The sequence below is a fragment of the Paenibacillus sp. LHD-38 genome (assembly GCF_031157315.1).
Taxonomy (GTDB): domain Bacteria; phylum Bacillota; class Bacilli; order Paenibacillales; family Paenibacillaceae; genus Pristimantibacillus.
In genome coordinates, this window is record NZ_JAVIFU010000041.1 from 1 (window position 1) to 14,127 (window position 14,127).

Sequence of the window (14,127 nt, forward strand, 5' to 3'; positions counted from 1 at the left end):
TCGTTATCACCCGCGATAAGTGCAGCGGACTCACCTAAAGGAAGTAACTCAGGACCATCTTGAATAACATTTTTTTGGGTAACTTTACTCTCTTCTTTTTCTATATTAGCGCAACCTGTTTCGAAATTTCATTTCATATTCCCCTTTTTCTTAGATGCTACATAGGCGTTAGCCGTTCTGTTTGTTCTATTTGTTGCGGTTTACCTGTTTGGAAAATAGAGGGAACTCCCCTAGATGTTAAACTACCCTGTCCTTTAGCTTAATAAAAACAAGGAGCAGCTACCGTAGTAACTGCTCCTTGCTCTGTTCAACTAACGTTACCCGTCCCTCGGTTTTAAGGGTTTATCTCACATATACTCACTCATTCGCAGGATTTCGTCACCTTGGGTCAAGTCCATCTCAGATAGCAACGCAGTTGATGCCGTTTGAGGTGGTGGGCTGGGCATTCGGAAATAGAGGAACACTTAGGAAATATTCCCCAGGCTGTCTCTACTGCACGCATACTCCACATGATCCCTGGAGGTTCACCCTCCCACAACTCAACGGGTCAATGCCCTTACATTCCATCGTTATACCTGTCCAAGGTGTGGAGACCGATAGCGTTTAGCGGATGGGTCTGAGCCCTTTTGGGGAACGAACTCGGTCCTCCGTGCTTTCTTTGTGAAATCCTGCGAATGAGTCAATATACGTGATGGCTACTTAACTTAAGCTGCTTCTGCCCATGCAAGTACCGTTTTCTCTGGCGTAAACTTTTCTCCTCGTTGAACAATACCAACTAGAATTCGTGCCAGCTTTCCTATTAACTTAAATATGGATTGCTGCTTTTTCATCTTCTTTTCTTGCACATTATGCTCATGCAGATGGCGGAACACGGGGTTATTTCAAACGAGCTGAACGGTTGCAAGATAGAGATATTTTCGCAAGGCAGAGTCTCCTCGCTTCGAAAGAACAATTCGTCCTTTTCGCTTTCCAGACGTACTTTCGGCCAAATTCAGGCCAGCCTTCCGCAATACCTGACGTCCATGCGCATACTGCCTTAAATCTCCTGTGCCAGTTAAAATGGCCGCGGTGAAGATCTTCCCGAGACCTTTTATGGTGCGAAACTGCTGCGCCATAGGAATCTCAGAAAGCAGAGCTTCGATGTCCTTTTCAATCAATCTGTTCAAGCATGGTCGTAACTCGTTCATATTCTTCAAGAAGCCGTATTAAATCTGCCTTCGATTCTTCTACAGCGGTTCGATCTCCGACACTGCGTTTAGCATGTGCGATGAGCTGTGCAGCCTTCTCAATCCCCGTAGAACCCCCAGCGCGCTGCATATGGGTTCTCCAAGCCTTGATTACATCCGATACTGCATACGTCTTCAAATCTTGTGGGCAAGGGAATGTCTTGAGGGTCGCCAATGACCGCTTACAGGTCCAGTCTTTGAATACCGATGGATATTCAGGAAAACGGATGTCCAGCCAATGTACAATGCGGTTCTGCAGTCGAACACTGTTCGCGACTCAAAATTCTCGATCACTCATTATGGTCCGTAAACGTTGAAACACAAGCGATTGACGCTTGTACTCATAGTAGAAGCCCCGACTTACTGAATTTGCGATGACAAGTGCATCTTTGGGGTCGTTCTTTGATGGACTGTTATCTCGATTTTCTTTATTACGCTTCGTCGTAGCAGGGTTAACCAAGACCACGTGTAATCCCTTATCTGATAAACAGTTAGCCAGGTTAAACCAGTAATGACCGGTTGGCTCCATGCCGATGATGAGTCTCTTTAATCGATGTTTCTGCTGTAATTCGGTCATCCAGCGGCTTAATTTTTCAAAACCTTCGACAGAATTCTAAAAGAGAGATGCCGTTTTGAAATGACGATTCCTCGGAAATTTGTGGACTGTGCCACGTGAGTTTCTTTGGCCATGTCAATTCCTACGACGAGGTGCGAGGTGGTAATTTGCTCAATCCGTTGATTTTGTGCGTCTGTTTGCTTGAACTTCATAGTAAGAGCGCCTCCTTGATGTGTTGTAGGCAAACCCATCATACCGAGGCGCTCCTTTTTTGACAAAGGCTATTTCTTAGCCTTAACAGGAATGTTTAGTTGAATCACTTTCCAATGAAACAGTGATGTCCTCACTGAGAATAAGTTATGTTAATATTAGTATTGATTGGTCATCATTCAATCTTGAAACTTCACAATTTTCAAGAGTTTCAAACTCCCTTATTCTTTCTTCTATAGTTCTACCAGCATCATCCTTAAACAACTCTTCTCTATCGTAATGAGGAAAAATGAGTTTGTCAGTTAAGTCTAATGCAGTAAAGTCGTTCATATTCAATGTGTTCATCTCAGGGGTGAAGAATTTTACGATTTTAATGTTCGGTCCAAGTAGTAGTGCACCAGCACTTACTCCTACAATAACTACGTTCTGCGCTGCTAATTTTTTAATGATGTCATGGGCTCCACTTTTAATCGTATGGAATAATAAATTGAATGGATTCCCACCGCTTATATATATTACATCTTTCTGAATAAGTAATTCTGGATTCTCGAACTCTAGATCAATAAAATCAACATTCTGAATTCCCATCGCCTTAAAGTCTGCTTTGGCTTTTTGTGCGAACCTGTTATTCTCTTTTTTAGGTGAAGCAGTTGTAATGATACTAGCTTTTAAGTGATTTACTTCTCTATCCAATAAATTCAAAAAAGTGCTTTTAATTGACTCAGTATGAAATCCGCATGATGTTAGTAATAATTTAGTCACAGCAACTCCCCCTTCTACCGGTCGAATTATTTTCGTTATTTTCACTTTCCATACAATACCACATATTGGGACTATCCTGCCCTTTAGTTGAGTAACCGCTGCTATATTCTGAATAAACCACCGTTACTTAATCGGTCAGCAAGCTGCTAAAAGAAACTCCGATATAGCTCGCGTCCCCGCTCTCCACGTAGCTGAGCATATATTTGAGTTGTTGATGCTTTTTCATGACCCAGCATGCCTTGGATGAAATCCAAAGGCGCTCCGTTATCCAGCAGTTGACAAGCATAGGTGTGGCGAAAACGACGCGGGTATACATTAGCTTCAATCTCTCCCCGAAATGCAAGCCGCCTTAATGACCACCTGCGCGGATGTAATGAAGTGAAAAGACTTCGAAGGAATACTTCTAATGGAGGAGCACGGCGACTGAATCTAACGCTAAAAGCCGTTTGTTCAAAACCAGATGGGAAAAGATACATTTATTATGAACTTTATTCTTCTCTCATTGAAAGTTATCTAAGAACATAATCGTAAAGAAAGCCGCGCCGTTGCATAACATTGCTTGTTCATAAATGAGTCTAACACCAGCTCGTTCGCATGCTTTTCCAAAATGTTGAATACATATTTAAGTATTATATAAACAGGAGGAAACAAGCCATGGTGCAACACGGGCAATCGTTCATGAGAGGAACGATAGTCTTGTCTGTCGCTGCTTTCATCAACCGCATTCTCGGCTTTATCAGCGGCATGTATATTGCGCGTGTACTGGGCGCGGAGGGAATCGGCCTATTGATGATGGCGCATCCGCTCGTCCCTCTCGTCATTACGATTACGGAGCTTGGATTGCCAGTGGCAATTTCAAAGCTGGTCGCGGAGGCCCACGCCCGAGGCGAACGATTGAAAGTGAGGCGTATCCTGCACGTATCGCTAGCCGTCACCGGCATCTTGAGCATAGCGCTTACGATCATTTCACTACTAGGATCTGAATGGATCGCATCCATCCTGCTGAGCGATCAACGCGCCTATTATGCGATGCTCGCGATTACGCCGATCGCGCCGATTGTCGCTGTCTCCGCGGTGTTAAAAGGATACTTCCGCGGCATGCAGCAGATGAAGACCATCGCCACCTCCGATGTGCTCGAGCATACGGTGCAAATCGCCTGTGTCCTTGCATTGGTAAACCTATTGCTGCCTTTCGGCATCGCGTATGCGGCTGCAGGCGCAATGGCTGCATCAGTCGTCAGCGAAGCGATCAGCCTCTTATTTCTGGTGGCAAGCTACAAACTGTACGGAGAATCGAAGATGCCAGGCGAGACATGGGCGAGCCACATGAAGCAAGGAAGAAGCACACTTGGAGAGCTGCTTCAGATCGGTCTGCCGACGACCGGGCACGGCGTTATTCATTCGTTATACAGCACCTTTCAACCGCTTCTCATTACATCCAGCCTGGCGCTGGCCGGCATCGGCACAGTGTTAGCCACGAAGCAATTCGGCCTGCTGGCCGGATATGTGTTTCCACTGCTGTTCATGCCAAGCTTTATTACGCAGTCCTTGTCCACCGCTCTCATTCCTGCGATTGGTGAGGCAGCGGCGAACAAGAACAGTCTGCTTATGCATGAGAGGATGAATCAGGCGCTAAGCTTGGGACTTCTGATCGGCGCGCCGGCGACCGTCATCCTATTCGAGTGGGCAACTCCACTTACGACGCTTGTATACAACGCACCGGAAGCAGGATTGCTACTCAAAATATTGGCGCCGTTGTTTTTTTTGCATTATTTCGACGCACCGCTGCACGCGATCCTGCTCGGTCTCGGCCGAGCGAAAGCTACACTGTGGAACTACGTGGCAGCAACGATTTTCAAAGCTGTCTCGATCTTCGTGTTTGGCAGCCAATTCGGCATTATCGGCATTGCGTACGGCATCGGCATCGGAATTGTCATGCAAACACTGTTAAACTTCTTTTCGATCTCAGGGTCGATCGGGTTTTACTGGAGTATTCGTCCTTATATCAAGGTCGGGATCTGTATGATGCTGATGGCGATATGCGGGCACTGGACCTATGACTACCTTACCGTCCAAGGGCTACCGCTGTTATGGAACGTGATAGTTTCAATTGTCTGGTCCTTGCTCATCTATTTCATTACACTCGTATTGACTGGTACCTTGAATTGGAAAAGTACGCTCCAGAGGTTTTCAATTCCAAGGTAAATAATTTTTATTTTCTTACTTCACTAACACTAACGACTAACTCGACACGTTTTGAAATCAATTTGCCGTTTCAAAAATATCACAGATACCATCCCTTTTCCGGCGATGGGTTATCGCATTTAGGCTTACTCCAATACGCATGTCGGGAATGAAGCAACGTTCTTGTCACTCATCGGGAATGTTATCAAGTTCTTGTCATTGCAATTTGACAATAACTTGATAACAAAAAAAAATGCCGCATTAAATGCGGCACATCCAATGATACTATGTTCTTGTCACCCGACAATTACTTTTTTCTACACTGTATTTTATTTCTCTTATATTCATATATTGTTGTAACGTACCCGTATGAAAGATATACACATCATCTTTCTAGTCGATAAGAATGCCGTGGGTGAAACCAAACTTCCGATATCCCTCACCCTTAAGCTGCTTTCCACGTTTGTATGTTCCTCCTCAATCGAGAAAAAACAGTGAATGGGACAAGTGAATATCGAATGTAGGATTCAACATTCGGCTCCGGTCATCTCGTTAGTAAACATCTTTTTATATTCACGGGGTTTAAGTTTAACCGCTGATTCAGGCGCGTAGTGAACTTGGATCGAACGGCGACGCTTCGACGAGAAATTCGGTGGTGTGCCATGATGTAAAAGACCGGAGAATATAAGCACTCCCCCTGGTTTCAATGGAACAGCTACATCCTTTGCAACGGCCACGCTGCGATCGCAGAGTTGCCAATCGCGCTCAGCATAGTGGGGAACAGCGCCTTCCCGATGGGAATACGGAATGACATGCATGCAACCGTTGTCCAATTCAGCCGGATCCAATGCAAACCATGCGCCTATGACGGATTTATCGTATGCCAAGTTTCCGTAAGCCATATCTTGATGCCATGGTTTTTCCGATCCACCGCTTGGCGGTTTCAGAATCCCCTGATCTTGGACAACTATTGCCTGTTCTCCGAACAGCTTACCCATTGCATTCACTACATCCGGATGAAGAGCAATATCCCGCAATCGGGGTTCGTGATCCATAAAACCGTGAATTTTGCGTGCGGCGAACTCGCGCTCTTCGTCGGTATGAAGTTCATTCTCTGGTTTAACAAACTGAATACGAGAGCCTAGCGAGCGACGGAATAAAATGTCCATGATGGCTTCTAAACTCGTTTGAACATCAGACTCCGTCAATGCATTCTCTACCACCAAATATCCTCTTTCCCAAAAAAGGCGGACATGTTTATCCGTTAAATCGGCCCAGGATGGGATGCGGTCGTCCTCGATTTGATCGTAACGATATAGGGTGTTTGCGATTGTTCTAGCCAGACGTTCTTCCTCATCGGTGTCATAAGAATGCAGCGTTCGCTTCGATTTACGCTCTTCCATGTGGAATTTCTCCTCCTTAATACGATGAATGGTTTGTTAATGTCATTATCGTATCATGCAGCAAAGAGCATCGAACATGAAGCAACTCTTTGATTTTTTATCCTTTTTCCGATATCAGCAGGAAGCCTAATTATTTCCGTGCGGCACGGCTGCTACCGATGAACGCCGATATATCGAAGGGGGACCTCCAAAATGACGTTTAAACTGCCGGCTAAATAAAAACACATTGTCGTAACCGATCGCATCTGCGATTTGCGATACATTCATTGTCGTCTCGGTCAAAAGATGCATCGCTCTTTCCATACGTGCTTTCGTGAGAAAAGCCTGCAGTGACATTCCAATCGTCTTTTTAAAGAGCAAACTCAAATATTCCGCCGACAACCCCGCCAATTGCGCTGCCTCCATAACCGTCATTTTCCCTTGAGTGCTGGAACGAATGAGAGAACTAACCCTTGCCACCGTCTGACGCTGCTTTGCTGAGATGCTATCGCCAGTCAGGTTACCTTCCTGACTCCGGAGCAACTCATAAAGCACAAGTCGCATCAAGCTATCAAACTCGCCTGGGGAATAGGCATCTCCAAGCTCTAATGTTTCCAGAATACGATTTAACAACATTTCAAAGCCAAATTGTTCGTGAACGAATGTATGTCTGGCGATCGGAATGCCTTGTTCAACAACCCAATCTTCGGTAAGCTGCTTCGTTTTAAAATGGATAAAGATGACCGTGAGCCGATCTTCCAGGTTTTGATTGGCTTCAGGCCGATCCCCTGGATGAATGAGAAAGCAGCTTCCTTTCGCCAGCTTAAGCTGTTCGTCTCCAATGCGCATTGTTCCTGAACCTGACACCACATACCAGAGATCAAAGTCAGACAAAGGCAGTGGACACCAATTCCAACCGGGTTCACAACGGGCTTTACCGAAATTGTTGCCCGAACGAAAGTTAATATGAAGTAGCGGATCATACACACTGTTAACCTCCTTAGCATGGAAATCATAACGAAATTTTTCCATTAGGATGTAGCGTCTACGGGTAATCGATATCATGTTGTATACGCTGCGAATTTCGGAATAAAAGTTGTATATTCATTTTGCTCCAAGCTGAGCGAGGGCGCACCATGCGCACAAAAATAGGAAATGATCATTCGCTGCTTCACTCCTTGTCCGTATGCACGCCGGCATCCTATCTTATCCGGGTACAGCTTGTACATTTTTCATAGTATACTCCGTTTTTAAAGCATCTCCATCATTGCCACGTGGCCCCTGCGATTGGCCCAAGCTTTAGGCGATGCCCACTCGGGAACACCCGCTGGAGCACGCCGGGCACCATGCTCGAGAAGAAAAGCTGCCATCTCCGCTTGACCGTACTTGGCAGCCCATCCGAGCGGTGTCGTGCAATATACATCATCCACGGTGTCTAATTCAGCGCCGCGATCGATTAACACTTTGGCTAGTTTTGTATTCCCTTGGGCTGCCAATACGTGCAAGTAGCTGACGCCAAGCCAATTGGTCAAGTTAGGATCGGCGCCGTGATCAAGCAGGAGCCTCACCATTTCTTCCCCAGAACGAAATGCATAGCCCATATAGTTATTGACGTACCAGGGAAGATTCAGATCGGCGTTATATTTCAACAGCAGCCGTACGATAGACTTATGTCCAAATCCCGCAGCCAGCGTTAGCGGACCGAAATCATCGCCACTATTCACCGAGGAAGGATCCGCGGCTAGGATCTCGCCGACCAATTCGATTTTACCCAGCCAACAGGCGGCGGCCAGCGTTGCCGTACCTCCGTAAGCATATAGCAAATCCCGCATTTCGGTATACCCTTTACTCATTGCAATCGAGACCGGGTTGCCGGAGGATTCAACGTTGGCATGGACATCGGCACCGTGTTCAAGCAGCAGCTTCGCGCATGACAAATGATTGCCCTGTGCGGCAGCATGCAGAGCTGCTCCGCCCGGCGCGCCTACTTCCGCCAGGTTTGGGTCAGCACCGTGCTCAAGCAGAACTTGTACCGCATGTTCGTATCCGTGTTTTGACGCATAATATAATGCCGATCTTTCGGAAGAATCCTTGACGTTGACCATCTTGGGGTCTTGTGCCAAAATATCGCGTATATACGGAGTGTCTCCGACCGCTGCGGCGGTGTAGATATCATAGCGGGCCCCTTTGGCAATCAGATAACCGAGCAGAAACCATTTGTTCCTAATCGCTTCGGCCGGTAAATCACGGTTGGCGCGGTAGAAGTAATCCCCTTCCATTACCAAGTGAACGGGCCCGCAACCGTCCGCTCTCCGCGCTTCCAAATCGGCGCCTTGCTGAATGAAGTAATCAATAAGCTTCAGCTGCCTGGTTAGAACGGCCCAATGCAGCGGGGTGTTTCCGCGATCATCGCTCGAATTCACCGCATCCGGATGTTCGTCGACCCACCGCTTTATTTCACATTCATTGCGTTCTCTGATAAGCGCAGCGATGGAATCTCCTAATGAATTACTATGTAACGTACGCTCAAGATGATCCTCCAGCATCGCGGCTATGCCGGAATGGCCACGGTCTTTGGCTATTTGCAGTGGAACGTCCTGCCAGCTAACTCCTGTTGCCGTAATATCCGAGCCATGCTCGAGTAATATACGCACGATATCCGCATGACCTTCCCTTACGGCAAAATGAATCGGGGGAAAGTACGCCCAACTGCAGTTAGACAACGACGGATCTTTCTGAAGCAGCTCCCGCACTACTTCCAAATTCCCCGCCGCACATGAAGCCAACATGCTCCATACCTCGTTGCCCGCTCCTCCACTGAACGGGACTTTCTTATCCGTTTTCAGTGTTTCCGGCTGAATAAACTTCTTCATCTATTTATCTGCCTCCTCAATCGTCTCAACGGGGCTTGCACTTCGATGCGAGAAAACTACTTTTTATTGTTTCATTATCAGGAATAAAGAGTCAATGGGGCGATCATCGCATAATAGAATATCAAAGAGTTCGGCGTAACATGCACAAGCGGGATATCGTATACTAATTCGACGAGCAGCGGCACTGATACAGCAGCCTTGTTGATTTGTGCACGGCAAAAAAAACCAGCAGCCAGAGCCAAAGCGGCCTAGCTGCTGTTTTTGGTCCGGGTGAGTTGCCGGGGTCATTTTACGAGTTGGATTTGGAAGCCGGATGACTGCGCACAGTTCAACATGTTTGAACACGCATCAATATTGTTTCACTAAATCGATCCGGTTAATGAATGGCGACCTTCCCCCCAGGTATTCCTGCAAATTACTCAAAAAAATGTCCATCACACGTTCCTCGTAATTGACGGTCAATCCGGAAATGTGCGGAGTGAGGATCACATTCTCCATCTCCCACAGCGGACTTACAGCCGGCAGCGGCTCCTCCTCGAACACATCGAGGCCAGCGCCGGCAATGATCCCCTTCCGCAGTGCCTCTTCCAGCGCATCGGTATCCGTCGTACCACCCCGGCCAATATTGATAAAATAAGCCGAAGGCTTCATTGCGCGAAACTGCGCATGTCCGAACATGTGCCGCGTCTCATCCGTCAGCGGCAGTGTCACGATAACGTAATCGCTTTGCCCGAGCACCTCCATGATACGACCGATATCGTACATACGGTCCACATGAGACGACTCCGCTCCCGTTCTTCTAATGCCCAGCACCTTCATGCCGAAAGCTTTGGCGAGCCTGGCCGTCTCCTCTCCAATTGCGCCAAGGCCGATAATAGCTGCCGTTTTGCCGTGTATTTCCTGAAGAGAACCGGGACTTTGCCACTTTGCGCTCATTTGATTTCGCATTGTAACATGTAATCTCCGGGCAAAAGCCAGCATCATCGCAAAGACCGTTTCCGATACGGGAAACGCATGGACGCCGCTTGCATTGCTCAGCAGTATTCCTTTGCGCGCAAACGTCTCGAGCGGCATTTGATCGACGCCGGCTCCCCAGCATTGCACCCAGCGGAGCGGGGTGTCGTGTCCAAGAACCAGAGATTTCTGCATGGGGTAAATGCGCTCCTAACGTCTCCTTGTCTGTGTTGCATACGATCTCCCATTCCGGGGCAGTATGGCGGATTCGTTGTATGCTATTCTCGGACAATTTGTGAACACATACCATCGTTCTCGCCCGTACAGCTTGTACCTGAGCATCTTCCATCAGTGCGACAGCGCTCCCTTCTTTCTTTCGCTATCATATAACCAATCGAGCGAGCGGGAGCTTTCGCTGAACGGCGATACATCACGCTCCTTTAGCTCCTGGTCAGCAGCGATGACGCCGAGCACCGCAAAGGCGCCTTTGCCCAAGTTTAGCGCGTGACTTCCGGCCTCGTACAGAAACGCGTGAACGTTTACGCTTGGGTAAAAGGAAGCCTTGATCCCTTTGCGCAAAATCGGCGACAAACCTCCCCGGTCATCCGTATGCGTATTCTCGTCCAGTGTCGGCATTTGGAGCCACTGATCGTCAGATGAATTGAAATAGCCGACCAGCAGACGAACCGGCGTATTCGTCTCGAACTCGACGGTTATGCCGCCTTTCGCGGCTTCCGTACGGCTGAACCGGATACCGGTCAGGCCTTCGAGCTCCTCCGCGCAGCTTTGAACATATACCTCGCCGTCCGTGAAGAGCAAGCTGTCCTTCGAAAGCGTATTCGTCTCCATGCCGGGGGACGTCAGCCGGAAACCAGCCTGGCGGTACGGGTCGATCCTTTCTTCCCCGCTTACCTGAGAAGGCAGCTTTCCTGCCTTTAGGTCATTCACGCTGGCTTGAAAGCTCGCGAGCTCCTCTTCGTATACCGGATAATCGTCGAAATTCCGGCTGAACAGCACAATTGCCCCCTGCTGCGCATGCAAGTTGATGCCGCTCTTCAGCTGAATCGGTCCGGTAAGCCAGATGCCCGGAGGAATATTACCGTTGCTCCTCCCTCGGAGGAGCAGGTTTCGATCGCCAGGTTAACCGCTTCGGTATTCATCGTTAAACCGTCACCGATTGCACGCAGCTGATGCGCTTGCGGGCTGAGTCCGTACAATCGGTTCAACACAGGTCCCCCTTCTTATTGAGCAGCTGGATCCGGTAGAAAGCGATCCGCTCCCTTTTCCATGTATAAGTCACATACAGGAAATTCCCCATAGCCACAACCGACGGATAAGAATATTGTTTCTCCCCCTGATCGAGCAGCAGCTCATGATGCCATGTCTGTCCGTTGTCATCGGACAGCCGCAAGACAAGCGGAGTACGCGGGCCCTTGGTGCTGCCTGCCTCCGGACGTACGGGATTGTAAACGAGAGCCAGCAAGCCTCCATCGGTCTTAACGAGATCGAACCCGCTGTTATTGTTGGGAAGGTCCGTCACATAGGCCGGACACCAAGTCCTCCCGCCGTCTTCGGAGTCACTTCGGTAAATCGCTCCTTCCGTGCTTCTGGTCATCATATGGACGTTGCCCGGAGCCGATTCCCACAAGGCAGGCTGAATGATCCCTTTCCCGAGCAGCGCGCTGTGGTCGAGCGGAACCGTTTCGCTGCGGACCCATGTTTCTCCCCCGTCCGTGGACAGGTCCACGAATGCGTCCCAGTCGGGCTCCAAAGACGCCGGCGCCGCAATCGTGCCGTCAGACAGGACGACCGGCTTGTTTTTTACCGGACCTCTTCCCCCGATATCCCCATCTACAAGCTGTTTCGGATACGTCCAGGTCAAACCGCCGTCCGAGGAGGTCATGACCATCGTCGTCCATGAGGAAATGCGTTCACCGATTTTATAATATAACAAGAGAATTCCGTCATCTCTGCGAAACAGGACGGGATTCCAATGCGGCATGCCCTCCCGGTCCGCCAGCTTCTGCGGCTCCGTCCAGACGCCGCCAGCTCTCCGGGAAGCCCAGATCGCGACGTCTCCCGCACCTTCACGGGAACCGCCGAACCAAACCGCAACGACTGTCTCGTCAGGCAGCACGACGAGCGTGGAGGCGTGACAGCTGCGGAAAGGCCGATCTTCTTCAAAAATGTATTCCTTCGTTACTTCGCCATAAGTTATCATCGTATCTGCTCCTTTGCCCGGCTTCTTGGAGTTTGTCGGTTTTCACCCTTTGACTCGCCTTGATTACAGGAGATCGTCATGCTTCTCCCGCTTGATATTCATTATAACGTGAGGAAAATGGAGGGTTTTAGGTGAAATCCGCTATATCTATAGGGATATCCTGCACTGCTGACACACGAACGGGAAAAGCCGGCAGCAAGATGCGGCCGGCTTTTCATGGTGGGTCTAGGTTTGGAACACGCTTGGGAGGTAATGGCCTGCATTCGTTTCGGCGGAGACCAGATGAAGAAGGGCGAGCTGAGCAGGGTCATCGGTCAGCACTTTGCCGCCTGTTTCAAACCGTCCCTTGCGATAACGGGAAGCCAGCAATTCATTCGCCACCTGGTTAGCCATCCCGATAAAGGTATCCCGGCCCGTTGCTTTGTGCAGCTCAAGCATACTGAAAATGATGCGGTGATCGGCAGTCGCCGGACTCAGCAGCCTCTCTCCGGGCTTCCCTCCGTCCGGTTCGCCGATATCTCCGAAATCAAGTCCGGCCGCGATATTCTTGGCCATTGTCCAAAGCAACGGATCTCCTGACAACCGGTACCCCATAGCGTACGTCCAGAAAAACTCCGAACCTGCCGGAATTGCCTTGAAGACCGTTCCTTTCCGGCCGAAATATCCCTTCCTGTCCAGCGTCACGCCCTCCAGGCTCCATCCGTCTGTAAGCATCGGAACGAAGCTGTTGTCTGCGTTGCGGTAAGCCATCCGTCCCCAAGCGGCCATTTCCCCGCAAGCCCACTGCCGGAATTGTCCTCCCCCTTCGCCCAGCGCTTCTCCAATTGCAAGCTGGCACCGCTGAACGGCGGGACGCGGTTTAAACAGTGTGCTCTCGTATACCAGATGGCCTTCCGGAATCAATGGGGCCAGCTGATACTGCGCTCGATCGCCGCGGACCGCCGGGCCGTCGCACCATGCTGAAGCCGATTGGCTGAATTGGTAACCGCTGATTCCGACGCCGCTCCGGCGCGTCTGCACATATCGTTCCGCCAGCCGCATAGCCCATTCGAGCGGAGCGGCTTCACTTGTCAATTTCGCCAGCATCGATGCGCCGTAATACAGGTCGCTGCCCGCATTGACGAACGTAAGGCCGCTGCCCCAGAAAAAAACATCCCCTGCTTCGTAACCGTTTGCCCACAGCGCTCCGCGCGGTGCATCGTAGGGGCCGTGACGGTTGAAGTCCAGATTGGACCAGTCGATAATATGTGCGTTCCATACCGCTTCGATGTAGCGTTTCGTGCCGGTACGATCGGCGCTCCACATAAGGTCGTAATCCGGGTAATGGCATTTGAGCTCGTGCACTTGGGCTTTATCGGATGCGAACACCAAACGCTGCTCTTCCAAATCGTATGATGTATGTCCGCCCCAGTAAATAAGACCGTTCCGGTCCGTTTGCTCCTTTAGCATATACCGGTAGACGTCTTCGGCCGCTTCCCTGTACCTGGATTGTCCGGTTAAGGCGGTCAAGGCAGCAAGCGTTCGAAGCCAGTTTTGCTGGCTGGCCGGACTGGACAGCATCGACGTCTGGCCGACATGATCATAATCGTGGCACACTGGTTCCCCGCCATCCGCATCCAGGGCATTGACGAACAACGGCGTCTTTCCGGTACGGTCTGCCGCATGTTTCAGCACATAATCCGTATGATTGATCGCCGCCTCCATCAGTTCACCCGCGCGTCCGCTTGCAATCGACATGCGCTGCCTCCTCCTCCTTCGC

General features: G+C 49.6%; 11 protein-coding genes and 1 pseudogene. 1 reads left to right on the forward strand and 11 read right to left on the reverse strand.

The annotated features are described in order from the left end of the window. Positions 1-704: 704 nt before the first annotated feature. From RCO25_RS26110 to RCO25_RS26120, 3 genes and pseudogenes are all read right to left on the reverse strand, one after another. Positions 705-1,994, reverse strand: a pseudogene (locus RCO25_RS26110) (IS110 family RNA-guided transposase). Between the two features lie 145 nt (positions 1,995-2,139). Beyond that, the gene (locus tag RCO25_RS26115; RefSeq protein WP_308999011.1) at positions 2,140-2,754 is read right to left on the reverse strand and encodes a Type 1 glutamine amidotransferase-like domain-containing protein; all 615 of its coding nucleotides are present in this window, start codon (positions 2,752-2,754) and stop codon (positions 2,140-2,142) included. A 146-nt stretch (positions 2,755-2,900) separates the two neighbouring features. Further along, positions 2,901-3,230: a tyrosine-type recombinase/integrase gene (locus RCO25_RS26120; RefSeq protein ID WP_308999012.1), complete on the reverse strand. Its 330-nt coding sequence runs from the start codon at positions 3,228-3,230 to the stop codon at positions 2,901-2,903. Positions 3,231-3,408: 178 nt separating this feature from the next. On the opposite strand from RCO25_RS26120, the gene spoVB reads away from it, so the two are divergent. After that, positions 3,409-4,959, forward strand: a complete 1,551-nt coding sequence (spoVB, locus tag RCO25_RS26125) for a stage V sporulation protein B (RefSeq protein ID WP_308999013.1) — start codon at positions 3,409-3,411, stop codon at positions 4,957-4,959. Positions 4,960-5,465: 506 nt separating this feature from the next. Here the strand turns inward: spoVB and RCO25_RS26130 are convergent. The 8 genes from RCO25_RS26130 to RCO25_RS26165 form a co-directional block, all read right to left on the reverse strand. Then, positions 5,466-6,341 (reverse strand): phytanoyl-CoA dioxygenase family protein, encoded by an 876-nt coding sequence (locus RCO25_RS26130; protein ID WP_308999014.1) that lies wholly within the window; start codon positions 6,339-6,341, stop codon positions 5,466-5,468. Between the two features lie 126 nt (positions 6,342-6,467). Beyond that, positions 6,468-7,307: an AraC family transcriptional regulator gene (locus RCO25_RS26135; protein ID WP_308999015.1), complete on the reverse strand. Its 840-nt coding sequence runs from the start codon at positions 7,305-7,307 to the stop codon at positions 6,468-6,470. Positions 7,308-7,570: 263 nt separating this feature from the next. Further along, positions 7,571-9,193, reverse strand: a complete 1,623-nt coding sequence (locus tag RCO25_RS26140) for an ankyrin repeat domain-containing protein (RefSeq protein WP_308999016.1) — start codon at positions 9,191-9,193, stop codon at positions 7,571-7,573. Positions 9,194-9,541: 348 nt separating this feature from the next. Next, entirely contained in the window at positions 9,542-10,342 is an 801-nt protein-coding gene (locus RCO25_RS26145) for a D-2-hydroxyacid dehydrogenase (protein ID WP_308999017.1), read from the reverse strand. 153 nt (positions 10,343-10,495) lie between these two features. Then, the gene (locus RCO25_RS26150) at positions 10,496-11,188 is read right to left on the reverse strand and encodes a hypothetical protein (protein WP_308999018.1); all 693 of its coding nucleotides are present in this window, start codon (positions 11,186-11,188) and stop codon (positions 10,496-10,498) included. A gap of 14 nt (positions 11,189-11,202) precedes the next feature. Next, on the reverse strand, positions 11,203-11,373 hold the full coding sequence (locus RCO25_RS26155; protein ID WP_308999019.1) for a hypothetical protein: 171 nt from the start codon (positions 11,371-11,373) through the stop codon (positions 11,203-11,205). Beyond that, positions 11,370-12,368, reverse strand: a complete 999-nt coding sequence (locus tag RCO25_RS26160) for a sialidase family protein (protein WP_308999020.1) — start codon at positions 12,366-12,368, stop codon at positions 11,370-11,372. Before RCO25_RS26160 ends, RCO25_RS26155 begins: the two co-directional genes overlap by 4 nt. A 225-nt stretch (positions 12,369-12,593) precedes the next feature. Then, positions 12,594-14,105, reverse strand: a complete 1,512-nt coding sequence (locus tag RCO25_RS26165) for a hypothetical protein (RefSeq protein ID WP_308999021.1) — start codon at positions 14,103-14,105, stop codon at positions 12,594-12,596. Positions 14,106-14,127: the final 22 nt, after the last annotated feature.